Origin of the sequence: Mesonia profundi (genome assembly GCF_031085155.1) — a bacterium.
In the GTDB taxonomy this organism is placed as follows: Bacteria; Bacteroidota; Bacteroidia; order Flavobacteriales; family Flavobacteriaceae; genus Mesonia; species Mesonia profundi.
In genome coordinates this window covers 57,235-82,349 of sequence record NZ_JAVHUL010000011.1, presented here as the reverse complement: position 1 = coordinate 82,349, position 25,115 = coordinate 57,235, and the positions used below count along the sequence as shown (strand labels likewise).

23 protein-coding genes and 2 tRNA genes are annotated in these 25,115 nt (G+C 34.0%); 16 read left to right on the top strand and 9 right to left on the bottom strand.

Going from position 1 to position 25,115, the window contains the following annotated elements:
- Positions 1-356: 356 nt before the first annotated feature.
- The 8 genes from RBU60_RS06065 to RBU60_RS06030 all read left to right on the top strand — a co-directional run bounded on the left by RBU60_RS06065 (position 357) and on the right by RBU60_RS06030 (position 9,999).
- Entirely contained in the window at positions 357-1,703 is a 1,347-nt protein-coding gene (locus RBU60_RS06065; protein ID WP_308863836.1) for a phage integrase SAM-like domain-containing protein, read from the top strand.
- A gap of 12 nt (positions 1,704-1,715) precedes the next feature.
- Positions 1,716-2,603 (top strand): PH domain-containing protein, encoded by an 888-nt coding sequence (locus tag RBU60_RS06060; RefSeq protein ID WP_308863835.1) that lies wholly within the window; start codon positions 1,716-1,718, stop codon positions 2,601-2,603.
- 113 nt (positions 2,604-2,716) lie between these two features.
- On the top strand, positions 2,717-2,986 hold the full coding sequence (locus RBU60_RS06055; RefSeq protein ID WP_308863834.1) for a helix-turn-helix domain-containing protein: 270 nt from the start codon (positions 2,717-2,719) through the stop codon (positions 2,984-2,986).
- A gap of 8 nt (positions 2,987-2,994) precedes the next feature.
- Positions 2,995-4,467 carry a hypothetical protein gene (locus RBU60_RS06050; RefSeq protein WP_308863833.1) on the top strand — a complete coding sequence of 491 codons (1,473 nt, stop codon included), beginning with the start codon at positions 2,995-2,997 and terminating at the stop codon, positions 4,465-4,467.
- 401 nt (positions 4,468-4,868) lie between these two features.
- Positions 4,869-5,591, top strand: a complete 723-nt coding sequence (locus RBU60_RS06045; RefSeq protein ID WP_308863832.1) for a hypothetical protein — start codon at positions 4,869-4,871, stop codon at positions 5,589-5,591.
- A 160-nt stretch (positions 5,592-5,751) separates the two neighbouring features.
- Complete coding sequence (locus RBU60_RS06040) at positions 5,752-5,895, top strand: hypothetical protein (RefSeq protein ID WP_308863830.1); 144 nt, start codon at positions 5,752-5,754, stop codon at positions 5,893-5,895.
- A 639-nt stretch (positions 5,896-6,534) separates the two neighbouring features.
- On the top strand, positions 6,535-7,530 hold the full coding sequence (locus RBU60_RS06035; protein ID WP_308863828.1) for an AAA family ATPase: 996 nt from the start codon (positions 6,535-6,537) through the stop codon (positions 7,528-7,530).
- A 6-nt stretch (positions 7,531-7,536) separates the two neighbouring features.
- On the top strand, positions 7,537-9,999 hold the full coding sequence (locus RBU60_RS06030; RefSeq protein ID WP_308863826.1) for a S8 family peptidase: 2,463 nt from the start codon (positions 7,537-7,539) through the stop codon (positions 9,997-9,999).
- A 93-nt stretch (positions 10,000-10,092) separates the two neighbouring features.
- Here RBU60_RS06030 and RBU60_RS06025 read toward each other — a convergent pair.
- Positions 10,093-10,174 (bottom strand) — tRNA-Leu (locus RBU60_RS06025).
- 204 nt (positions 10,175-10,378) lie between these two features.
- On the opposite strand from RBU60_RS06025, the gene RBU60_RS06020 reads away from it, so the two are divergent.
- Complete coding sequence (locus RBU60_RS06020; RefSeq protein WP_308863825.1) at positions 10,379-11,773, top strand: dipeptidase; 1,395 nt, start codon at positions 10,379-10,381, stop codon at positions 11,771-11,773.
- Between the two features lie 29 nt (positions 11,774-11,802).
- Positions 11,803-12,279: a DUF6495 family protein gene (locus RBU60_RS06015; RefSeq protein WP_308863824.1), complete on the top strand. Its 477-nt coding sequence runs from the start codon at positions 11,803-11,805 to the stop codon at positions 12,277-12,279.
- A gap of 10 nt (positions 12,280-12,289) precedes the next feature.
- Here the strand turns inward: RBU60_RS06015 and RBU60_RS06010 are convergent, their stop codons facing one another.
- Positions 12,290-13,531, bottom strand: a complete 1,242-nt coding sequence (locus RBU60_RS06010) for an ABC transporter permease (RefSeq protein WP_308863822.1) — start codon at positions 13,529-13,531, stop codon at positions 12,290-12,292.
- Positions 13,532-13,630: 99 nt separating this feature from the next.
- On the opposite strand from RBU60_RS06010, the gene hisS reads away from it, so the two are divergent.
- A complete protein-coding gene (hisS, locus tag RBU60_RS06005) occupies positions 13,631-15,001 on the top strand; it encodes a histidine--tRNA ligase (RefSeq protein ID WP_308863821.1) in 1,371 nt (456 codons plus the stop codon).
- Positions 15,002-15,351: 350 nt separating this feature from the next.
- On the opposite strand, the gene RBU60_RS06000 is transcribed toward hisS, so the two are convergent.
- Positions 15,352-16,104 (bottom strand): hypothetical protein, encoded by a 753-nt coding sequence (locus RBU60_RS06000; protein WP_308863820.1) that lies wholly within the window; start codon positions 16,102-16,104, stop codon positions 15,352-15,354.
- 480 nt (positions 16,105-16,584) lie between these two features.
- Positions 16,585-16,658: transfer RNA gene (locus tag RBU60_RS05995), tRNA-Met, on the bottom strand.
- A 126-nt stretch (positions 16,659-16,784) separates the two neighbouring features.
- Here RBU60_RS05995 and RBU60_RS05990 point away from each other — a divergent pair.
- The gene (locus RBU60_RS05990) at positions 16,785-17,183 is read left to right on the top strand and encodes an START-like domain-containing protein (protein WP_308863819.1); all 399 of its coding nucleotides are present in this window, start codon (positions 16,785-16,787) and stop codon (positions 17,181-17,183) included.
- A gap of 59 nt (positions 17,184-17,242) precedes the next feature.
- A complete protein-coding gene (locus RBU60_RS05985) occupies positions 17,243-18,088 on the top strand; it encodes an aminotransferase class IV (RefSeq protein WP_308863817.1) in 846 nt (281 codons plus the stop codon).
- On the opposite strand, the gene RBU60_RS05980 is transcribed toward RBU60_RS05985, so the two are convergent.
- From RBU60_RS05980 to RBU60_RS05960, 5 genes are all read right to left on the bottom strand, one after another.
- The gene (locus RBU60_RS05980; protein ID WP_308863816.1) at positions 18,085-18,645 is read right to left on the bottom strand and encodes a YqgE/AlgH family protein; all 561 of its coding nucleotides are present in this window, start codon (positions 18,643-18,645) and stop codon (positions 18,085-18,087) included. The genes RBU60_RS05985 and RBU60_RS05980 overlap by 4 nt on opposite strands.
- A gap of 109 nt (positions 18,646-18,754) precedes the next feature.
- Positions 18,755-19,027: an HU family DNA-binding protein gene (locus tag RBU60_RS05975; RefSeq protein WP_308863814.1), complete on the bottom strand. Its 273-nt coding sequence runs from the start codon at positions 19,025-19,027 to the stop codon at positions 18,755-18,757.
- A gap of 186 nt (positions 19,028-19,213) precedes the next feature.
- Complete coding sequence (gene fmt / locus RBU60_RS05970) at positions 19,214-20,161, bottom strand: methionyl-tRNA formyltransferase (protein WP_308863813.1); 948 nt, start codon at positions 20,159-20,161, stop codon at positions 19,214-19,216.
- Positions 20,158-22,059 carry a RecQ family ATP-dependent DNA helicase gene (locus tag RBU60_RS05965; protein WP_308863812.1) on the bottom strand — a complete coding sequence of 634 codons (1,902 nt, stop codon included), beginning with the start codon at positions 22,057-22,059 and terminating at the stop codon, positions 20,158-20,160. The genes fmt and RBU60_RS05965 overlap by 4 nt, the downstream gene beginning before the upstream one ends.
- Before the next feature lie 3 nt (positions 22,060-22,062).
- Positions 22,063-22,608 carry an ATP-binding protein gene (locus RBU60_RS05960; RefSeq protein WP_308863810.1) on the bottom strand — a complete coding sequence of 182 codons (546 nt, stop codon included), beginning with the start codon at positions 22,606-22,608 and terminating at the stop codon, positions 22,063-22,065.
- A gap of 68 nt (positions 22,609-22,676) precedes the next feature.
- Between RBU60_RS05960 and RBU60_RS05955 the strand changes: the two genes are divergently transcribed.
- From RBU60_RS05955 to murA, 3 genes are all read left to right on the top strand, one after another.
- Positions 22,677-22,970, top strand: coding sequence for a DUF493 family protein (locus RBU60_RS05955; RefSeq protein WP_308863809.1), 294 nt, complete (start codon positions 22,677-22,679; stop codon positions 22,968-22,970).
- A 115-nt stretch (positions 22,971-23,085) separates the two neighbouring features.
- Entirely contained in the window at positions 23,086-23,745 is a 660-nt protein-coding gene (locus RBU60_RS05950; RefSeq protein WP_308863807.1) for a DUF4290 domain-containing protein, read from the top strand.
- Positions 23,746-23,759: 14 nt separating this feature from the next.
- Positions 23,760-25,070 carry a UDP-N-acetylglucosamine 1-carboxyvinyltransferase gene (gene murA, locus RBU60_RS05945; RefSeq protein WP_308863805.1) on the top strand — a complete coding sequence of 437 codons (1,311 nt, stop codon included), beginning with the start codon at positions 23,760-23,762 and terminating at the stop codon, positions 25,068-25,070.
- The last annotated feature ends 45 nt before the right edge of the window (positions 25,071-25,115 follow it).

Below are 25,115 nucleotides of genomic sequence, written 5' to 3'. Positions count from 1 at the left end.
AAAGTAGATTTTTTCCTATTTAGACTATCCACAATTTTTGCATAAAACTAAAATCCCACAACTTTTTGACTTGATCCGAAGTAAGCTACAGCCATGAATGGATCAAGCTGTATTTTCTAAATAAAAAAAGCTCCAACGATTAAGTTGAAGCTTTTTGAGTACGGGCGGAGATAACACAAATAATGCATTGTGTTAAACTGTACTAAATGTATTTAAGCTTTCAATCCCTTTATTAGCAGTAGTTTTAAAGATTTTTATAGGGAATGAAATAGAAATAAGTTTAAATCAAATGAAGTTTTTAGTACATATTTAGTACAACTTAGCTATTTTTGTTATAATAAACTAAACAACCAATTATGGCTAGAGTATATTTTTTATATCGTTCGCAAAAAGAAAAAGCAGCACTTAAAGTAAGATTACAAGACAAAGGAATTGAGGGCAAATTTTTTCAGTTTGAAGCAAATACGCAAATTCACGTCTCCAAAGAGTTTTGGAATACTGCAAGAAAAAAGCAGCGTGGTTTAAGTGGGGATGATAAGAATGAAATTAAAAGAGTAAATGACAGTATTGAACCTTTAGAGGAATTTATACTAAAGCAATACGAAAAAGATGCACCTAATGAAAAAGATAAAGACTGGCTTAAATTAGCGTTGAAAAATTACTACTCACCAAAAACAGAAGAAAAGAAATACCCTGTTTTTTTAGTTGACTTCATTGATTCTTACCTAGCTGATAAAAAAGCACTTAATGAGTTAAAGGATAACCAAAGAAAGCGAATAATTACCACACGCAATAAGCTAATAAGACTAGAGGAGAGCATATCTAAGAAATACAAGATTAAGGACATTAACGATGACTTTAAGGCTGATTACATTGCATATTCAGAGCAGCAGCAATACTCTGTTAATACTCAAAATAAGGAATTTGAACGTGTTAGAACCATTTGCCGTTATGCAGAACGCAGAGGTTTAGAGGTTAGCAAGGTTTTAAATGAGCGAACTTTTAAGATAAGCAAAGAGAAAGCTATCAAGCTATATCTTGAAGAAGCTGAAATAGAGCAAATTGAAAATGTAAAATTAAAACACGACTATTTGGAAAATGCAAGGGATTGGCTTTTGATAAGTATTTATTCAGGGCAGCGTATTTCTGATTTTATGCGTTTTACTTCTAGTATGATTACTAAGGATGAAAATAACCGCTCGTTTATAATATTTACACAAGTAAAAACAGCACACGAAATGTTCTTGCCTTTAAGGGAGGAAATAAAAACCATTTTAGATAAAAGAAAAGGAGAATTTCCAAGAGCAATTTCAGACCAAAAATATAATGATTATATAAAGTTAGTTTGCAAAGAAGCTGGAATTAATACAATTTGTCAAGGTAAGAAACGTGAGTGTATAGCTCCAGAGGGACAAAAACCTACAAAGTATGATTATAGAAATGTAATTGGAGACTTTGAAAAATGGAAGCTTATAACGTCTCATATTGGAAGAAGGACATTTGCTACTTTAAACTATGGTATCGTACCAACGCCAGACCTAATGTATTTCACAGGTCACACAACAGAGAAAGAGTTTTTAAACTACATAGTAAGACCAGACTATGATAAAGCTAAGAGAGCGTTTGACAGCTTTAGTAAAAAGAAAAGCAAGCCTAAACCCATTCCACAATTAAACGTTATTAGAAACGCATCTAACCAGTAAAAAGCAGCAGTTATGAAAGCTAATAAAGACCAAAATAATAAAACAGCAATGCCAAGTACTAAAACCGAAATATTTCCACAAGAAGAAAAGACAAAAGAAGAAATTTCAAACTTACTTTTATACAGTTACAAAGATGATGCTTATGGCAGACTACAAGAATTATACGACCGTATTAAAAATAGCGATATGAATATGGTGAGCGACAAAGAAGCTAAAGGTTTATTTTTTGAAATTGAACGTGTTACAAACGAGGCAAAGGATTATGCTATGCGTACTTATTTAAAAGAGGAGAAACTAAATAATATCGTCAGAAGAATTGCAGACATAAACAAAGTGAAGAATAATATTAATTGCTTTTCAAAAGAGGAATTAGACGAATGGATAGATGCTTTTGATTTTGAGTTAAAACCTGAATACCCACAAGAGCATAAAGAGGTCAAATATGTAGAACGGGCATCTGAAATTTCTAAAAAGATTGATGAAGCTTGCAAAGCAGCAACTGTAAAAACAAACGAAGCTTGCAGTAATAAAGAGAAAGAAGGTAAAAAAAGTTCTGATATAAACAATAAGGAGACAAAGCATCCTTTATACGATGCCAATTTATTTAATGAAAAGGGTTATGATTTTTTCAAATATCTAATCGAAAATTATGTGAAAGTTTCAAAACACGGAGATAAAACTCGGTTTATGAATATTTGGCATTATTTCAATAACGAATTAAATAATAGCATCAAGTTTGAAAAGCATAAAAGGTTAACAAAAAAAGCTTATAAAGAATTAGCTAAACATTATGAAATTGAAATCACAAACACCGATAAAACCCCAAGCTATGAAAATAAACATTTACCCACTTTGAATTCCCACTTTGAAGCCTTTAAAAATAATCTTTCCAATAAATAGCTTGAATAAAGTTTAAAAAAACAGAAAAAACACATAAAACACATTTTCAACCACTTTTATCGCAGTATAATGAAAATTGAGATTTGCAGTATAACATTTAAAAACAATAAGTTATGCAAACAATTCAATTTACATTACCCGACAGCCTTACAAACGAGTTAAAGGCACTAAGGAACGAACTGCAAGAAATTAAAAGCAATTTCAGACCCAAACAACAATCCGTTTATCTTTCCAGACACGATGTTTCTGAGATGCTACAAATCGACGTTTCAAGCGTTCATAATTGGACAAAGAAAGGTATTATACAAGCGTATCAAATTGGCGGACGTGTCTATTATAAGCGCGAGGAAGTAGAAGCTGCAATCGTGCAACTAAATAAATAAAAAAAGCTATGAGTAAAAAGAAAACCCATAGCTCTAAACCAGCTTCGGAAATAAAATCCGTTCGTAAATATACAAAATTTAAATCACTTGAATTTTGGCGCCGTAACGATAGAGGAAACTTTGTAACTGACATCGCAAAACTTAAAAAATTTTTAGAACTGAATGGTTTTCGAATCATTCATTATTCTGGAAAATGGTTGGCTGTAAAATTTGAAAATAACATTGCTAAAGTTTACAGTCCGCAAGAAGTTTTTAATTACGTTCTAAAGTATATTGAAGAGCAGAAAAACGATAATCTTACCAGTTGTTTCATTAAGGAAGGAGAAACCTTACTAATGATAAAGAAAGCAATTTTAGGCAGCTTGCCAGAGATTGAAGCCACAAGGTATAAGGACAGCAAAAATTCAGCGATAGTATTTTTTAAGAATGTATTTGTCGTTGTTGATAAAGATAACTCCAAGTCTTACAGCTACTCAAGCCTAAGTAAAATAATTCCTAACCAATATATTCTTGAAGGTCAGATTATTAAGCAAGATTTTAAGCATCGAAAAGACTTTAAGGAAAGCCAGTTTTATGAATTTCTAAAGCTATCTACTAATGAGAAAAAGCATTTTAAGAACGTAATAACTTCAATAGGTTATATGCTGCACCGTCATAAGAACCCAGGTTTAGCCAAGGTAGTAATATTGAGCGATATTTCAAGTCAGGCAACCAACACCGCAAACGGAAGAAGTGGTAAGGGTATAATTATAAAAGGAATGGAACAGCTTCTAAACGTGGTAGAACAAAATGGCAAAAACTTAGATTTAGCGAGGGATAAATTTGTCTATCAGTCCATTGATATAGAAACGGTTTTGTTCGTATTACAGGACGTTCAACAGAACTTCAGTTTTGAAGATTTATTTGCAGTAATTACTGATAAAATGACCATAGAGCGAAAGCATCAACTTAAAGAAATATTAAACTTTGAAGACAGTCCAAAGATAGCAGTTACAACAAATTACACGTTATCAGACACCGGAGGCAGCTTCAGCGATAGAAAACATCTAGTACTATTGAATAATCATTTCAGCAGCACTAACAAGCCTGAAAAGCACTTTGGAAACTTGTTCTTTTTGGAATGGAACGATAAGGAATATCAACGCTTCTACTCATTTATGATTTACTGTTTACAGCAGTATTTTAAGAAAGGTTTAGTTGAATATAATAGTCCCGAATTAAGCGTGCAGAAGCTCGAAAACGAAACCAATAAAACTTTTGTTGAGCTAATGGAATCTGATTACAAAGAACTTGGTACGTACTATTTATTGAAAGATATAGCCAACGAACTTAGAGAGGAAATTAACAATCCAGATGATAGAGTTAGGAGTCGTGTGGTTAGTGGATGGATTCAAATTTGGGCTAATTTTAAAGGCTATGAAGTTGATACCAGAGTAAGCGCAGGCGTTGCGAAAGTAGCTTTTAAGAAACTCAAAAACTAAGTTTAAAACTAATGCTTTTAAAGCAAAACTTCTAGTTTGACATCAAATTCAGCAAACTTAAACAAGTAGGACAAGTAGGACAATTTTCAGAAAGATTTAAAAAAGGCGTACAATTTTAAAAAGAAAGTTGAGAACTGTCCTACACGTCCTACAAAAACGTAGGTTAAGTAGGACAATTTTAAAAATATACACATGTAAAAATATATATATATATAAAGTATATGCGAAACTGTCCTACTTGCCCTACAAGCTAAAAAATTAAAAGAATGAAATATTATAAATGGAATAATGCTCCTTAGTTATTATTCAGAATAAATATGTCCTTAAATCAGAATTAAACAATTAATAAAATAATTGAGCGGCAATTGAATATAACATTGCAGCTCCTAAAAATCACACAAATGTCAATTAAAAAAAAATTAGAGTTTAACCAATCAGAACATAAGAGAGAGGAAGACGGAATATTAGAAGTCGGAAATATTTTAATAGATGCTCAAAATGAACTTAGCAAATTAAAAGTTAAGTGTGAGCCCAAGGATTTAATTCAAGGTAATTTCTTAGATGAATTTCACAATCATCATCGCAAAGCTCATAATCAACAAAAAGAAGGTTTCGTTAAAATGCTTTCTTATGAAAAGTATATTGAGATGTTAGAGTTTGACGTAACAGAACTAGAAAAGCTAGAAGAAATTTACAACGCCCGAGCATTTAGCCAACGTGAGTTTTACGCTTACAATACTAAGTTTTATCAGTACTGCAAAAATAACGCTTCAAGGAATCCAAGCTTAAAAGAGTATTTAGATGATGCACCAAAAAAAGTATCGTTCAAACCAGTAGATTTGTTAGTCTTTAAAAATGGAAACATTGAAGTGAATTTAGATACTGAATTATTTACAACCTATGCAAGCAATGACAAGCAGCTTGAAATGATGAACGATATTAAACAATTTGTCAAGCTTGGTAAGAAAATGGATTTGGCGTATAAAGATGTTTATACTCCGATTAAGCATTATTTGTATGATGAAAGTAATCTCTTTCACGGACATCAAACGGGAAAGCAAGGTCTAACAAGAGATTTAAACGAAGTGAATTTTAACTATAACAAAATACTAACAATCCAATAATTATGACCTTAGCACCTGAATACAAAATATTGACATCTAGCAGTAGAGCAATACTAGAAAAAAAAATTGTAAACCACTTTAATAAAAGCTATGAAGCTATTACGGAAGTAACAAAAAACGAGTATAATGAATTCCAAATTGGAGTAAAATTAAATCTATAATGAAAGAAATAAAGATTATTCAAAAGAACAGTATCATCGATATTGAGAAAGAAATTAATAAGCATCTCAAAGAAGGATGGAAAGTAAAAAATAACATCGTTGTAGATGATTGTACTTTAACCATTATGATGAGCAAAAAATAAACCTTGCTTATTTGTTAAATTAAAGGAGCGACCTTAATTGGATACGCTCCTTTTTTTGTTTGTTATATAATTGACAGTATTTATGTTTTTAGCAGCAACTGCAAGTAATAACAATAGAACTAAATAAGAAAAATCTATACAAATTCGTAATGTTATAACTTTAATCTATAACAAGATTTCAAAACCGTGTAGAATAAATCAACATTGCTGCGCGCAACATATTGCAACAGCTTATAAAAGTCGGCAAAGTAACTAAAAGTTTTATTGAGCAATCCCACTAAACATCGATTAAATTAAGCGTCAATCATTGCGATGGTATAATAATAAATTGCAGAGCAACACCCTTAACGGCTTATACTATATGAGTAGCTTAGACGTGCTTGAAATACTTAACAGCATGCTTTAATTGCTTAAATCTATGTAGACTTGAATTAATTTTTCAAACTTAAACTTGTCAAGTTTTTCATAAGGTGATTTTTATTCAATTTTTTTGTAGAAGATTGAAATACATTCATTTTTAAGGTTTCTTAGAACCAGTTTTACCTAATACCTTTTATTAATTATTGTTCATAATCAAGGAAAGGGAAAAAAAAACTAATTTCTTTCTCTAATTTAATAACTTTGTAAAAAAAAATACTAATGAACCAAGCACTGCTAACAAGATTATTTAAATCGATTGAAGGAGACAAAAAAGCACCTTTAGTTAGAATTGCTTATAGCATCATAGAAGAAGAGGAAAAAAAGGGACATTCAAAATTAGCAAGAAAATTAGGTTTAATTTTGGAAAATAATCTTTCTAAATATGAATATAGCACACCCTTTAAACTAACAAAAGAAGCAGATTTTAAAATTCCTGCTGATAGGAGATATAAACTTCCATTAGCTAATCATATCGAGCATGAAAACTTAAGGCGGGAAATGGTTCTTTCATCTACTGTAAAAAGTAAAATATTAAGAATTGAAAAAGAATACCTAGCTAAAGAGAGATTAGCACATCATGGATTAAAACCGCGAAAAAAAATTTTATTATATGGCGCTTCTGGTTGTGGAAAAAGTATGACCGCAGAAAAAATTGCTTGGGATTTAGGTTTGCCTTTTTATAAAGTCCGTTTTGATTCAATTATCTCTTCTTATTTAGGAGAATCAGCTTCTAACTTGCAAAAATTGTTTGATAGTATTCGAAACTACCCTTGTGTTTTACTGTTAGATGAGTTCGATATTATAGGAAAGAAGAGAAATGTCAATTCAAATGATGCAGGCGAGATACATAGAATAGTAAATATTCTATTGGGATTATTAGAAGAATATGATGGAGAGGGTTTATTGGTGGCTACAACTAATCTTGAAGATAGCTTAGATGATGCTTTGTTTAGAAGGTTTGATGATTTTATTGAGCTTCCTCGACCTTCTTTGGAAGAAATAGTTGCTTTACTTAAAATATCCTTTTCAGCTCTTAAACTGAGTAGAGATATAAATATCAATGATTATGCAGATAAAATGGTTGGACTTTCATATGCTATAATCGTAAAGATAGCCAATGATGCAGCTAAAAGATCTGTAATAGACTCAAATAGCGAAATATCCATTAATGATTTGAATAAAGCTCTAGTTGAGAATTCAGCTTTAAACAAATAACATTTTATGGATAGACTTCCTCATTTAAAATTTGTTCAAAAAATACAAGGTAATCCTAGGCTCCATGGTGGTGGTGGTCAAAATGAAAGAACTAAAGAGAATAAAAAAAACCGTAAAAAGCACAGTTCATATTTATCAAAAAGAACTATTGACCTAAGGGAATCTTGGACGCTTAACTTGAGTGAGAGAGAGGAGCAAGAACTCGCACCGTTGGATAAGGATATTATCCCTATATTTCTACAAACTGACCCTGATTTATTATCCGATATTAGTTTTGATTTACAAAAATTTGGGATAGAGATCATTTCAGAGGAGGATGATGGCTTTATAGTTGGAGCATCGAATGATGGTTTAAGAGCTTTAGAGGAAAAGATTAATGGTTTTGTACATTCGGGTCACGGTACTGCTAAAATTGCAAAATTATGGGAGATTATAACTGGGGAGAGAAAAGATTGGAAGCCAAAGCACATTTTATCTGAAGAACTTTATAATAAATGGCCTCATATTAATGAAAAAGATATTTATAAGGTAGAAGTAGGTGTAGCTTTTGATAAACCATTAGGGAAAGAGCCTGACCCCACAAAACAAGGTGGTATTAAGAGGCTTGAAAAATATCGCCAAAAGCAGATAGAAAGAGATGATTTATGGATGGAAAGAGAAACTCATTTTGATAATTTCATTAAAATTTATGGTAGTAGAACCAGTAGCTTTATTGATTTAGAGGATAGCTTTTCTTGTGAATTAGAAATTAGTGGTAGTGGCTTAAAGGATTTGGTAATTAATTATCCGTTTGTATTCGAAGTAACAGAAGTTGATATTATTAAAGGTAGAGTTGGAGAAAGTTTTGAAATTGATGAAAAAAATATAGATATATTACCTCCAAGTGAAGAATCTGCCGAAGTTGGCGTTATTGACAGCGGGATAATGGAAGGTCATAAATATTTGAGCTTAGCTATTGACAGTTCAAAGTCTAAAAGTTATGTTCATAATGATGAATCAACAGCAGATAAAGTTATTGAGGGAGGGCACGGTACTAAAGTTGCTGGCGCAATAATATATCCGTTAGGAATTAATGGTCTGTCTTCTCCATATCAATTACCTTGTAGAATCAGGAATTTGAGAGTTTTAAATGATAATAACCAGCTTAAAAATAAGTTTCCTGCTGAGCTAATGTTTGACATTGTTAATGATAATGAGGATTGTGATTTATTTAATATGTCTATTAATTCAAAGTTCCCATTTAGGATTAAGCATATGTCTACTTGGGCTGCCGCTCTAGACTTATTAATACATGAAAAAAATAAAATATTTATAATATCCAGTGGAAATATAGACAGACCTAAAATACGAAGTTATATTAATGAAGGTTTAGAATACCCCAATTATTTAAATGAAGCTTTTTGCAGAATTGCTAACCCTGGACAAAGCTGTTTCTCTTTAGTTGTAGGTTCTATAAATCATTCAAGTTTTGAGGATGATAATTGGGTTTCCCTTGGAAAGGAGAATGATATTTCTGCATTTTCAAGAATTGGAAATGGAATATGGGGGATGATAAAACCAGATGTAGTTGAATTTGGTGGAGGATTTGTAAGATCAAAAAATGGCGTCAATTCAGTAAGGGAAATAGAAGAGACATCGATCGAACTTGTAAGGTCAACTTTAAATGGAGGTTCTGCATATGGACAGGATACTAGTGGTACTTCATTTTCAACTCCTAAAGTTTCAAATATTGTAGCAAAACTGAAAGAGCTTTATCCAAAAGAAAACAACAACTTGATTAGAGCATTAGTTGCTCAAGGAGCTCGTCTACCAGAAGCACATTTTTTTAATCCTACTACGAGTAGTCTCAAGCATTTTGGATACGGAATTCCTTCACTGGAAAGAGTAACTAGAAATACAGAACAACGAGTAACTTTTTATAATACATCAAAAATTCGAGCAGAGGAAGGGCATATATATTCTTTAAAAATACCTGAAAGCATACGAAATCAAGCGAATGAATATGATATATTGATTGAAGTTACATTATCATTTACTGCAAAAGTCAGAAGAACCAGACAAAAGACAAAATCTTATTTATCAACATGGTTAGACTGGACAGCCTCTTATTTTGATGAGCCATTAGATAAATTTAGGAAAAGAGCTTTAAGGGTAATTGAAGATGAAGAAGTAGACTATGAAAAAGAAAACGGAAAACAAGTTGTTAAGTGGAAAATAAGGGAAAATAAAGACTGGGGAAGTGTTAAAGGTTTGAGTAGAAATAATAGTTCTTTACAAAAAGACTGGGTTATAATTAAGGCTTATGAATTATCTGAAGAAATAAGCTTTTCTGTTCAAGGGCATAAAGGTTGGGATGTAAATAAAGAAGAGATTCCTTATGCTTTTACAGTTTCTATTGAAGCAATAAATGATGATGTTCAGATCTATGAAGAAATAAAAATAGAAAATGAAATTGAGATCGAATTGTAATATGTTTTTCTAAGACAACGTACAAATATAGTACAAGGTATAAAACAAAAAAAGCTAACTAGTTAATAATAACATAGTTAGCTTTTTATTTTGTACGGGCGGAGAGACTCGAACTCTCACACCTCGCGGCACTAGATCCTAAGTCTAGCGTGTCTACCAATTCCACCACGCCCGCATTTATTATATGGTATTTTTCACGTGTCTATCTCCCGACACTTCGGGGCACCACCCTCGCATTATTTCTTAACAAAACCCAGAATTATTTGCTAAGAGGATGCAAATATAAACAAAGATTACAATTTTCAAAGAAAGTCTTTTATAAAAATTTTATTTTTTATGAAGTAGTTCTTATCTTGACCATCTAATAAAAATGAGAAAGATGAATTCTAGCAAAGCTTATGTAGAAAAAAACCAGAAAAGGTTTATAAACGAATTAATAGAAATTTTAAAAGTGCCCTCCGTGAGTGCAGATCCGGCGTATAAAAAAGACGTGATTCGCATGGCAGAAGGAATTAGAAAAAGTTTGGAAGACGCAGGATGTACGCATACCGAGGTTTGTGAAACTCCAGGTTATCCTGTGGTTTACGCAGAAAGAATCATAGATGAGAAGTTGCCAACCGTTTTAGTGTACGGTCATTATGATGTGCAACCGGCAGATCCTATCGATTTGTGGGACAATCCGCCGTTTGAACCTGTGGTTAAGAAAACCGACATCCATCCCGAAGGTGCTATTTTTGCACGTGGCGCTTGTGACGATAAAGGACAAATGTATATGCACGTGAAAGCTTTAGAATATATGGTAGAGAACGACGATTTGCCGTGTAATGTAAAGTTTATGATTGAAGGAGAGGAAGAAGTAGGAAGCGAAAACCTAGGTTGGTTTATTGAGCGGAATCATGAGAAGTTGAAAAATGATGTGATTCTTATTTCCGATACGGGAATGATTGCTAAAGATGTGCCTTCTATTACGACAGGCTTACGCGGATTGAGTTACGTTGAGGTGGAAGTAACAGGTCCTAATAGAGATTTGCACTCTGGCTTATATGGCGGAGCTGTAGCTAACCCGATAAACGTGTTGGCTAAAATGATCGCCTCTCTTACCGATGAAAACAACCACATTACGATTCCTGGTTTTTATGACAAAGTAGAAGAACTCACCAAAGAAGAGCGTGCGAAAATGGGGGAAGCTCCGTTTGATTTAGAAAAGTATAAAAAAGCTTTAGACCTAAACGATGTGTACGGAGAAAAAGGTTATACAACGAACGAAAGAAATTCTATTCGACCTACTTTAGACGTTAACGGAATTTGGGGCGGGTACACAGGAGAAGGAGCTAAAACGGTGATTGCGAGTAAAGCATTTGCTAAAATATCTATGCGTTTGGTGCCTAATCAAGACTGGAAAGAAATTACTGAATTGTTTAAAACTCATTTTGAAAATATCGCTCCAAGCGGAGTAACGGTAGAGGTAAAGCCACATCATGGAGGTCAGGGGTATGTAACTCCCATTACTGGAATCGAATATCAAGCTGCCAATGATGCTTATCACGAAGTCTTTGGAAAAGATCCTATTCCGCAGCGAAGTGGAGGAAGTATTCCTATTGTTTCTCTGTTCGAAAAAGAACTAGGAAGTAAAACCATCTTAATGGGCTTTGGTTTAGATAGCGATGCGATTCACTCGCCTAATGAGAATTTTGGAATCTGGAATTACCTGAAAGGAATTGAAACCATTCCATTTTTTTACAAACATTTTACCAAATTAAAACAGGAATCATAAGCTTCCTTATTAAAGAGATTTAGATGGGTATGAAATACGCAAGATTAACGAAAGAGCAATTGGAAGAATTGCATGAGGAATTTATCAATTTTTTAGCTTCACAATCCATTACGGCAGAGGAGTGGACACAAATAAAGAAAGATAAACCTGAATTAGCCGAAGATGAACTAGACGTATTTAGCGATTTGGTTTGGGAAGGAGTGCTTAACCAAGCCAACTATTTAGAGCATCTTTCTAAACAACAATTATTTTTATTCCATATTGAGGAGGCAAAAATGCGTCTTATAGGAATAAAAGTGAATAATGAAGCTATAAATATTGCTACTAAAGAAGGCTATGCCTGGCTTCAGGATAATTTATTGACAGAAGATGTAGAGATTTATAATTCCGTCAAGGCCATTTCCGAAGATAGAAACAAAGATATCTTTGCCCTCATTCAACAAGGGGCGAATATTACCAAAGGAGAGTTGTTTCAGTATTTTGAACGCGTGATAGAGGTTGAATAATCAGCCTTTACTACTCGTATCGCAAAGATTCTATCGGGTTTTGTTTTGCCGCTTTAAGCGCAGGATAACTACCCGAAAGAATTGCGATAACCAAAGAAATTACCGTGGCTGAAATAATTGCTCCCCACGGAATGCTAAAAACAAAATCGGCGCTCACCGCCACCACGTAGCCTACAAGCATACCTAAGAGAATTCCTAGAATTCCGCCTAGCTGTCCAATAATAATAGTTTCGCTAAAAAACTGAAAAGCAATGGTGTTCTTTTTGGCACCTAAAGCTTTTCTTACTCCAATTTCTCGGGTTCTTTCGGTTACTGAAACCAGCATAATATTCATCAAGGCAATGGAAGAGCCCAAAATAGTGATGATAGAAATAATCCACGCGGCCACATCTAAGTAGCCCATAATTTTAAAAATCTCATTTAATAAGCTGTCGCTACGCTCCATCCCAAAGTTATTCTCTTCTCTAGGCTTTAACTTTCGTATCTTTCTAAAGCTAATGATCGCCTCATCTTGCGCACCTTCCAGCATCTCTTTATCGGCTACTTTTACACTGATGTTGTAATTGGTATTGGCGAGGTTAAATAAAGTCCGCGCTTTCTGAATGGGGATTAACACCCGTAAATCTTGATTGTTTCCAAAGGTAGAACCCTTGCTTTCCAGAACGCCAATTACTTTAAATTTAGCGCCACGAACGCTGATGGTTTTATTGATAGGATCTATGTTTTTAAAAATTCCGTCTTTAAAATCAGAACCTATTACGCAAACGTTTGCGTTATTTTCAATATCAAAGTAAGAGAAATCTCTTCCAGTTTCGACTTCTAGTCCGGAGTTGGTTAGAAAAAATTCATTTACGCCCAAAACGCTTACTTCGGGATCTGTTTTTTCTTTTCCATATTTTATTTCGGCTGCGGAGGTTCCAGAAAAAGAAATGGAAGTATCTGTATTGGGATAAATAAAGTTTTCTTTAAACTCTTTGGCATCGCGATAGGTAATCACAGGATTCACTTTTTGCACCTCTCCGCTACCTCTGGTTTGCACCGTAAAATCATAGCGTTGCAGGTTAAACGTATTGGCGCCCATCGAGGCAAAATCACTGGTAATCGTGTTTTCTAAGGCATTGACGGCACTTAAAATCCCAACCAATGCGGTAATCCCAATAGCGATAATCAATACCGTTAAAATAGTTCTAAGCAGCTGGGTTCTTATGCTGTCTAGAGCGATTCTTATATTTTCTTTGAAGAGTGAAAACATGCGTTTGTGTTAAGCGTTGTTAATAAGACGAGCTTAAGGGCTAAAAGTTACTTATAATTTCTCTTTTGTTTAATTATCTTTGTGACTTTAAATTTTGATATGGCACAAAAACCCACAATACCTAAAGGAACAAGAGATTTTTCTCCTGCAGAAGTTAGTAAAAGAAATTATATTTTCTCTACCATCAAACATCAGTTTCAAAAATTTGGCTTTCAACCTATAGAAACCCCCAGTTTTGAAAACTCAGATACCTTGATGGGGAAGTACGGCGAAGAAGGCGACCGACTTATTTTTAAAATCTTAAATAGTGGAGATTTTTTAAAGAAAGTAGATGATCACGCTTTCGCGGAAAAAAATAGCCAAAAGATCACTACGCAAATTTCAGAAAAAGCTTTGCGTTACGACCTTACCGTTCCTTTTGCGCGTTATGTGGTGCAGCATCAAAACGAAATTGAATTTCCGTTCAAACGCTATCAAATTCAGCCGGTTTGGCGTGCCGATAGGCCTCAAAAAGGAAGGTTTAGAGAATTCTACCAATGCGATGCAGATGTGGTGGGTAGCGATAGCCTTTGGCAAGAAGTAGAATTTGTTCAGCTTTATGATGCCGTATTTACCGCTTTAGGCTTGGAAGGCGTGACTCTAAAAATTAACAATAGAAAAATTCTTTCTGGTTTTGCCGAAGTGATTGGAGAAAGCGATAAACTTATCGATTTCACGGTGGCTTTAGATAAGCTCGATAAAATAGGAGAAGAGGGCGTGATTAAAGAAATGCAGGAAAAAGGTATTTCCGCGGAAGCGATAAAAACCATACAACCTATATTTTCTCTCACCGGAGATTTCTCAACTAAAATTCAAGGTTTAAAAGAGATTTTAGCGGAGTCTGAAGAAGGAAAAAAAGGAATTGAAGAACTTCAGTTTATACAACGTGCCCTTGAAGCTATGCCGTTAGAAACCGCCAAATTAGATTTGGATGTAACTTTAGCACGCGGACTTAATTACTACACGGGAGCTATTTTTGAAGTAGCTGCGCCAGAGAAAGTGAAGATGGGGTCTATAGGTGGCGGAGGTCGTTATGATGATCTCACTGGCATTTTCGGACTTAAAAATATGAGTGGGGTTGGGATCTCGTTTGGTTTGGATCGAATTTATTTGGTGTTAGAAGAACTTGGTTTATTTCCCGCTTCCGCGGAAGCGAATACCCAAGTAATCTTTATCAACTTCGGAGAAAAAGAAGCCTTGTACGCGATGAAAGCGGTGAAAGAATTAAGAACTCAACACATCGCCGCCGAAATGTATCCCGATGCAGCCAAAATGAAGAAGCAAATGAACCACGCCAACAAACGCAATATTTCGTTTGTCGTATTGGCAGGCACCAAAGAGATGGAAGAGGAAAAATACACCTTAAAAAATATGAAAACCGGAGAGCAGTCCAGCGTTTCTTTACAAGAAATGATAAAAACGATAAGCTAGTTTATCTCTAAAATTTCCGCGTCAAAAAAGTCGAGCAAGTTGTTCGGCTTTTTTGATGGGATGATAGTTCGCGGTTCTGTGGTCTTTTAAGTGATTAAAAGAGGTTGTTTTCTGAAGTTGTAGAGCAATCAATTTTGAAGAAAAAAGGATTTAAGTGGATTGAGTGATTTTCGAAAGAAAGTCGTATCGAAGCTAAAAGATGGGTATTTCAATACACTTGTCAAAAAAAAGCACTCAAACTCCTTAAATTAACAACAAATTTTGCATTTTATTTGTGATTTAAATTGTCAACGGTACTATTTACATTTAAATAAAACTCTTCTTTAGTTTCACATTTATTCACTTATAAGTTAAGATAAATACCAAAGTTTATCTGATTTATCTAAATCCGGTAATTTATCTAATCCATAACCGAGATATTCCAAAGTTTTTAAGCCTAATTTCGTAGGTCTGTATCCTTTTATACCTTTTTTATCCCAAACAGTTGTAAACCCACGTGAACTGGCTGTTTCAATTACACCAATTGAAACTAAATAATCTAAACATGCTTCAATATGGGATTTTTCGTGTTGTTTTTTATTTGTGTAAGAGTGAACTATATACCATTCCGGTTGATAACAAAACTCATCTTTAGCCTTAGAGTAATAATAATCACTTCCCATTAAAATATTCTCTTTACCATAACCAGACGATAAATATTTAGTAATTGACAACAACAGGCTTGCCTGTAGTAAACTAATTTTATCAATTGTATATAATATCATTTCTTTATCATTATCTTTCGAAAGACTTTTCGTTGAAGAGAAAAATAAAAAATCTGATAGTAATTTCCTTTTTTCACTCTTAACTTCATCCTTTCCTTTCTCAACTGTTTGTTCTATTAATTTTTTAGCTTCTTCCTTTTTAAGGTACTCTTCATCTACTTGATTTTTAAACTTTTGTAGGTTTTTAACATATCTTTCAAGAAGGTCTTTTATTCTCAAAGATTGTTGATGGTTTTTATATTCAGACCAACCAGTTGCTAAAGATGCAGCTACTGGAAAACTTGAAGCGACAGATATAAGCGTTGATTCAATTATTTTACTAATATCTTTTTTATTCATTAAACATTATAATTACTCTTTATTAATTTCTTTTGAAGTTTTTCAATAACCTCAAAGCATAATTCTTCAATTTTTTTAAGATTATGGACTTTATTAAAAGTTTACTTATTATTAAGTATTTCCATAAAACAAATTATTTGAATATCATTTAGATTAAATATACTCTCCTTTTTTCTCTTTTCAATTTTCATGCCTGAAAAATTAACTTTTTTTCTGTTTTGAAATATTTTAATAAATAGGTAACAATGATTTAAGTCTTAACTGCTTTTACATAAAACTTTCTTCTTTTTCTTTTTTACGATATTAAGATTTAGCAATCTATCTAATAATTATACTGAAATTATGTTAACAGTTAGTAAAGCTATATAGAATGAATATAAAATCCTATCTAAAATTTAAGAATTTGTAAAACGTGTATCTCTAAGAGATTAGCCTTAGTGTTAAGCATAAAAAAACCACTCTAAAAAGAGTGGTTTTTTGTAGCGAGACCGAGATTTGAACCCGGGACCTCCGAGTTATGAATCCGACGCTCTAACCAACTGAGCTACCTCGCCGTTTGCGGGTGCAAATATAGTATTATTTGGCTTTCGAGCAAATAAGTTTTAAAAAAATTAATAAATTAATTTTTAGCTCCTATTCGGTAAAGAATATATATATTGCCTTTCAACAAATTATACGTTATGAGTACAAAAGTGAAATACGAAATGGAGTTTCCAATACAGGTTTCCCCGTCATTATTATATCAATATATATCTACCCCTTCTGGCCTAAGTGAGTGGTTTGCAGACAATGTTAACTCAAGAGGTGAAGTTTTTAATTTTATCTGGGAAGGTAGCGAAGAGAGTGCTAAATTAGTAAGTAAGAAAAGTGGAGAGCGTATCAAATTACGTTGGTTGGAAGATGAGGAAGAAGGAGATGCTTACTTTTTTGAAATGCGCATACAAGTAGATGAAATTACCAAAGATGTTTCTTTGATGATTACAGATTATGCCGAGGATAGTGAAGATGATATTAATGAAGGCAAAATGTTATGGGAAAATATGGTTTCAGATTTAAAACAAGTCTTAGGTTCGGTTTAAAAAATCATATTATTTAAAGTATATTTGCTCCAATTTTACACAAAATTGGAGCTTTTTTTATGATCAATTACAACGGAAAAATGGTAGCGCAAGAGGACGCGAGTTTGTCTATAGACAATCGAGGGTATCACTATGGAGATTCTCTTTTTGAAACCTTAAGAGTGGTGCATGGCAAATTGATGTTTTGGGAAGATCACTACTTTCGCTTAATGGCTTCTATGCGTATTTTGCGCATGGAAATTCCTATGTCGTTCTCGCCAGAGTTTCTCGAAGAAGAGATTCTTTCGTGTGTAAAAGAAAACGGTTTTGAAGAGCAATCCGTGCGGGTAAAAATTAATATTCATCGTCTTCCTGGAGGATTATACCTTCCGCAGCAGCGAGAAATAGGTTATATGATTTCTACTTCCCTTTTAGATACTCCTTTTTACATCAACGATGAATCTGCATACGAAGTAGAGCTTTATAAAGATCATTATGTAGCGAGCGGCTTGCTTTCTACGCTTAAAACGAACAATAGGATTGTAAATGTGTTGGGAAGTATTTATGCCGAAGAAAATGACTACGAGAACTGCTTATTGCTCAATGAGAAGAAGTCGGTTTTAGAAGCCCTTAACGGAAATATTTTCTTGGTAAAAGGGAATAGTATTAAAACTCCGCCATTATCTGATGGTTGCCTTAACGGAATTATAAGAAAAAACTTAATTAAAATTATTGGTAAACTGGAAGACTTCGATTTAAAAGAAGAGAGTATTTCTCCGTTTGAACTTCAAAAAGCAGACGAGCTTTTTGTGACTAATAGCATTATGGGCATTCAATCGATAACAAAGTATAGGAAGAAAAGCTATGATTTTGCGACGGCGAATAATCTACGGGCAAAATTAAATACGCAAGCGCGTTTGGGCTAGTTGTAACTAGGATTTTCTGGCGCATTAGACCAAATGAGGTATTCTCCGCCTAATTCATCTAATTTCTCTTTCCAGAAGTTATGGTAGTTTTTTTCTAAGATCTCTTCTTGAGCATATTCATTGATCAAGATCCAAGCTTTAGCGTGTAACTCTTCTTCGAGTTGGTTCAAATCCCAACCGGAGTATCCTAAAAAGAATTTAATTTCCTTATCGGTGATTAGATTATTTTGGATGAGCTTTTTAACGGCTTCAAAATTTCCTCCCCAATAAATACCTTCGGCAATTTCTATACTATCTGGAATTAAACTAGGGACTTTGTGGATAAAATATAGATTGTCTTGCTCTACGGGACCGCCGTAATACACTAGAAAATCTTTTTTAATACCTGGGATGAGTTCGCTAAGGTTATGGTCTAAAACTTTGTTAAGGATAAAACCAATAGAGCCTTCCTCACTATGATCTGCTAATAATATGACAGAACGATTAAAGGAGAGGTCTCCTGTAATAGAGGGTTCTGCGGCCATTAAGATGCCTTTTTTTGGTTTTAATGCTTCCAAAAGTATATTTATTTACCTAAAACTAAATTAAAAATTTTAAAAGAACAAAATCTTTGATAAAAAAAAGACCCTAAAGAAGGGTCTTTTTAATATTTTCTATAAAGATCTCTTAGTTAACAGACTTCTGTAAATCTGAACCAGCTTTAAATTTAACTACATTTTTTGCAGCAATTTTGATAGTCTTTCCTGTTTGTGGATTTCTTCCTTCACGAGCAGCTCTTCTAGTAACTGACCAAGAACCAAATCCTACAAGAGATACTCTATCTCCTTTCTTCAAAGAACCTTCTACGTTTTCTAAGAAAGATTCTAATGCTTTTTTAGCAGCTGCTTTTGAAATTCCAGCATCTTCTGCCATTGAATCAATTAAATTTGTTTTGTTCATAATTTTTGTTTTAAACTAATTGTTGGTTAAACATCTATTAAATTCTCTCTACAAATTTATACGCTTTTCGTTGCCATACAAGTAATAGCAGGCTAAATACCTATAATTGTTAATAACTTTAGTCAATTGTTAATAAAACTAGCTTGTTTTTCAATTTATTTCTCTCTCGCTAGCATTTTCAAGGCTTCAGAGCATCTTTGCATTTTCTTTAAACTCATAACCATTTAAAAGGTCTTTTGCTTTCATTTTTCTTTTTCCTGGTAATTGCATCTGCTCAATTTTAATAAAACCATTTTGGGTAGCTACTAAGATGCTTTTTTCTTCCATAGAAATTTTACCCAAAGGGAGTTGATGTTCTTTTAAAGTATAACTCGCTTCTTGTATTTTGCAGCGTAAAGTCTCTTCTCCATTTTCTAACTGAGTCCAAGCAACAGGATACGGACTCAAACCTCTTATGTGGTTGTAAATCTCTTGTGTGGGTTTAGACCAATCTATTTTTGTATTTTCATTGATCAACTTATAAGCGGTTTTTAATCCTCCAGCTTCTTTTTGCTCTTGTGGAGAAACTTTGTCGTTTTCAATTTGCTCTAAGGTTGTAATCACCAAACTCGCGCCTTTGTGCATTAACTTATCGTGTAAGCTTCCGGCATTATCTGTAGCTTCTATTTCTACTTCCTCTCTTAAAATAACAGAACCCGTGTCAATTTTTTCATCTATAAAAAAGGTAGTTACTCCCGTAGTCTTCTCTCCGTTAATAATCGCCCAATTAATAGGTGCGGCTCCTCTATATTGAGGTAGGAGCGAAGCATGTAAATTAAAAGTCCCTAAACTAGGAAAGTTCCATACTTTCTTAGGAAGCATTCTAAAAGCAACCACAATGTTTAAATTAGGTTGTAAACGGTTTAAATCTTCCTGAAAAGCATCAGATTTTAAGTTGGTAGGCTGTAATACTTCGATGCCTTTTTCTTCTGCAAAAACTTTTACAGCAGATTTTCTAAGCTTTTGACCTCTCCCAGCAGGTTTGTCGGGGGCGGTTACTACGCCAACTACCGTATAGTCTTGTTGAATGATTTGATCTAGAATAGTTACGGCAAACTCGGGAGTTCCCATAAAAAGTATACGTAATGCTGTCATTTTTTTAATTGAATAATATTGTTACTGCTAATTGAAATTAATTTTTTATCTAGCATAGCTCTTAATAGGTATAAAGTGTCTTCTTCTTTGGCTTCAATTTTTGGGACCAATTGCTTTAAAGGCATTTCTTCCTTTTCTAAAATTACTAAGATTTGTTGGTAAACATCATTATAAACCTTTCTAGTATGCTTTTTCTTGCGTTTTAAGCACACCGAGCATTTGCCACAATCCTCTTTTTCATCTTCCCCAAAATAGGCTAAAAGTTCCTTTACTTTACAGCGTTCTTTGGAAGAAACAAATAAAGTAACCGCTTTTATCTTTTCTTCTTTGAGGCTATATTGCTGTTTGATATATTTAGAGACGGGATTAATGCTAATGTCATCTTCCCTGGTTACTAAAAACACTAAACTCGTATCTTGATTGGCAATGCTTAGATCTATGATTTTTTCTTTGGACAAATATTCTAATTTGTTTTCAATCATTTCTGGGGTTACGCCCGATTTTTCACTCAGCCTATCAATCGAAAAACTGGTTTTATGCTCAAAAAAGCCTCCCTTTAATCTGAATAAGGTTTTTAAAAGTTCTTCGTAAGACGGATTCCTTTCCAAAAAGTAAAACACTTGCTTACTACTAATTAAGAATTGTAAGGCTGTTTTTTTTGAAAACTCTTTGGTAAGCTTGATGACTCCTACGCGATCTAATAACTCTAAACTGTTATACGTAAGCGCAAAGGGAAGTTGGTAATTTTTACAGAAATCACTAAAATTAAAGTTGTGTTCGGTTTGTTCGCCTTCGCCATAAGCAATGGAGAAATAAGCGTTCAGCTTTTTATAGACTAGCTTGACGCTTTTTACAGTAGCGATATTTTTTAAAAACTGATTGTTGAGCAACAAAAAGTCATGATCGTTATAGAGCAGGAGGGAAGTAGCGTCTTCTCCATTCCTACCCGCTCTTCCGGCTTCCTGAAAGAAGCTTTCCAAACTTTCTGGCAGGTGAAAATGAATCACATTCTGAACATTTTCTTTGTCAATTCCCATCCCGAAAGCAGTAGTGGCTATCATTACCTTAAACCTTTCTTTTAGCCAGCCTTCTAGTAATTTATTTTTCTGAGAGGTTTCTAGTCCTCCATGATAAGCATCTGCAGAAATTTGATGTTGTAGTAAAACTTCTTTTAACTCTAAGGTCGCTTTTCTATTTCGTACGTAAATGATACTCGATCCCGGATGTTTTTTCAGAAAACCAATCAGGTGATGTGTTTTATCTTCTTCTTTCTGAATTAGAAACTGAATGTTATTCCGCTTAAAGCTGTATTTAAAGACTTGGGAAACATCAATGCCTAAAGTTTCTAAAATATCACTTTGTACGCGTTTGGTTGCTGTGGCAGTCAAAGCGACTACGGGAATTTCGGGATGAAGTTCTTTAAGAATATTGGTCTTTCTATAAGCGGGTCTAAAGTCGTGTCCCCATTCAGAAATACAATGCGCCTCATCAATAGCAATAAGGTTGACATTCATTTTAGAAATTCTCTCTTGCACCAAATCTTGTTGTAAACGCTCTGGTGAGAGGTAGAGAAACTTGTAATTACCATAGATGCAATTGTCTAAGGTGGTGTCTAATTCCTGAAGAGAAATTCCGCCTTTAAGCATCAGCGATTTAATTCCCTTGGCATTAAGGTTTTGCACCTGGTCCTGCATAAGTGCAATAAGCGGCGAAACCACAATGCATATTCCTTCTTGCATTAGTGCGGGAACCTGAAAACAAATAGATTTTCCGCCACCGGTGGGGAGTAATGCCAGCGCATCATTTCCTTCTATAAGATGGGTGATGATTTCTTTTTGCGCAGGTTTAAAAGTGGAGAAACCCCAATATTCACGTAATATTTCTTCAGGGGTGGGCATGAATTAGTTTATTTGAGTATTCGTTAAAATAAATTCGACACGTTTTTCAACCGAACTTTTAGGGACTTCAATCAAATCATAACCCAATTCAGTATACGTTTTTATAAGCTGTTGCTGAATTTTTTTAGCTTGATCTAAATTTTCATAACGTTCGTTATCTGAAGTGTAAATGGCCTCCCAAATAGGAAGCAAAAATACCTGATCGTAAGTGTACTTTAGATTCGCATTCTCGAAAGTCTCTGGATACTGATCACCTCTAAAATCCATATAAGCGGTAATATCGGGAATTCCTCTGTCTATAAAAACATAATTGGCTGCTAAATCATCTGCTTCTTGATGCTGTTTTATTCTACCTTCTAAAAGTAATTCGCTAAACCGTAAAGGCTGCGATAGAAAAAGCTGTTCTGTGCCTTCTTTTTGAGCGGTAAGGGTAATTTTCCTAGAAATCTCAGGAAAGCAGCGATAACCCATTTTATCTAAGTGATTTATGATGGTAGACTTTCCCGTTCCCGGTCCGCCTATGAGCAATATTTTTTGAGCCTTAGCCATGATAACTTTTTTTTGGCAATTTAAAAAAATGAATGAAGTATCTTTGTATTTTAAAAGATATTAAATTTATGAGTTCAAATAAAGAAAGAGATGACTTTTATAAGAATCTAAAAGTTAAATTAGCAGAAACAGCAGAATGGCCAAGTGAGTATTTATATAAATTTATTGTTCCTTCAAGTAATGAGAAAATAGCCGAAGTAGAGAATATTTTTGACAATATGGGCGCTGTGATTACTACCAAAGAGTCTTCTAAAGGAACCTATACCAGTGTTTCTGTTAGTGTTAAAATGAAAAGTCCAGAGGCGGTGATAGAAAAGTATATTAAAGTAGGAGAAAAGGTAGATGGAGTTATATCGCTATAAATTTGCTATTTTTTATTAAAAAATGGAGCTGGTAGCTAATTATTTATTATTTTGCAAGCGTTATGAGCTAAAGACTTCAGCTTCAACAATATTTATACCTATATAATTTTCAATTTTGATATACGATTTAGAATACAACTCAGAGAGGAGTAAACTTTTTATTCCAGAATATGGCAGACATATTCAAAAAATGGTAGAACACGCCATTAGTTTAGAAGATGATAAAGAAAGGAATGAGGTAGCAAAATCTATCATTGCCGTGATGGGAAATCTAAATCCGCATTTGCGTGATGTACCAGATTTTCAGCATAAATTATGGGATCAACTTTTTATCATTAGTGATTTTAAACTAGATGTAGATTCTCCATATCCAAAACCTTCAAGAGAGAAGTTGCAAGAGCATCCGTCTCCTTTAGAATACCCTCAAAATTTTCCTAAATACCGTTTTTACGGAAATAATATTAAACGCATGATTGATGCTGCGTTAGAATGGGAAGATGGAGATTTAAAAGATGCACTTGTGTTTAATATCGCCAATCACATGAAGAAATGTTACCTTAATTGGAACCGTGATACGGTAGACGATAAGGCAATTTTTGAACATTTGTACGAATTGAGCGATGGTCAAATTAATTTGAAGGCCAAAGAAGAAGACCTTACGGAAGCTTCAGATCTTATAAAAGGAAGTAACAGTAAGCGTTACAGTAAAACTTCTACTTCAAAACCCACCAACAAAAAAAATCACCGTAACCGTAGCACTCGCAAGCGCTACTAATATTCTGATTATTTATGGCTACTTTTCAAATTGAAGGAGGACATTCTTTAAAAGGGGAAATAGTTCCGCAAGGAGCAAAAAACGAAGCATTACAAATACTTTGTGCTGTTTTGTTAACCGATGACGAGGTGATTATTGAAAACATTCCAGACATTAGGGATGTGAACAAACTCATTACCATATTGGGTAATCTGGGAGTTAAAATTCAGAAATTAGGTAAAGGAAGATACTCCTTTATTAGCGATCAACTCCACTTAGACTACCTAGAAAGCGAGCTTTTTAAAGAAGAAGGCAGTAGTTTGAGAGGTTCTATTATGATTATGGGACCTTTATTGGCTAAATACGGTAAAGGCTATATCCCAAGACCTGGAGGAGATAAAATTGGAAGAAGAAGACTAGATACCCACTTTGAAGGTTTTATAAAACTAGGCGCAAAATTTAGATACAATAAAGAGGAGCGTTTTTACGGCGTAGAAGCACCCAAAGGTTTAAAGGGAGCTTATATGCTTTTAGAGGAAGCATCGGTTACTGGGACAGCAAACATTGTGATGGCTGCTGTTTTAGCTAAAGGAAAAACTACCATTTATAATGCAGCTTGTGAGCCTTATATACAACAATTGTGTAAGATGTTGGTTTCTATGGGAGCTCATATCGAGGGAATAGGTTCTAATCTTTTAAAGATTGAAGGCGTAGAAAAACTAACGGGATGTACGCATAGAGTTCTTCCCGATATGATCGAAATTGGTTCTTGGATAGGTTTAGCCGCCATGACCAAAAGCGAACTTACCATTAAGGATGTAAGCTGGGATAACCTAGGCTTAATACCCACTACATTTAGAAAACTTGGAATCACCGTTAAAAAGAAGGGCGATGATTTGTACATTCCTGCCCATAAAAATGGATATGAAGTACAAAGCTTTATCGATGGTTCTATTATGAATATAAGTGATGCTCCTTGGCCTGGTTTTACACCAGATTTATTGAGTATTATGTTGGTGATCGCCACTCAAGCTAGAGGAAGCGTGCTTATACATCAAAAGATGTTTGAGAGCCGACTTTTCTTTGTAGATAAATTGATTGATATGGGTGCGAAAATCATTTTATGTGATCCGCATAGAGCGACCATTATTGGACACGATTTTCAATCTACTTTAAAAGCAACCACCATGACAAGCCCCGATATTAGAGCGGGAATATCCTTATTGATTGCAGCACTTTCTGCTAAAGGGACCTCTACCATTCATAATATTGAGCAAATTGATCGTGGATACGAAGATATAGATGGAAGATTAAGAGCTATAGGCGCTAAAATTACAAGAGTCTAATCTTCACGGAAAAATGACACAAAAAAAACACCTTTCAAAGGTGTT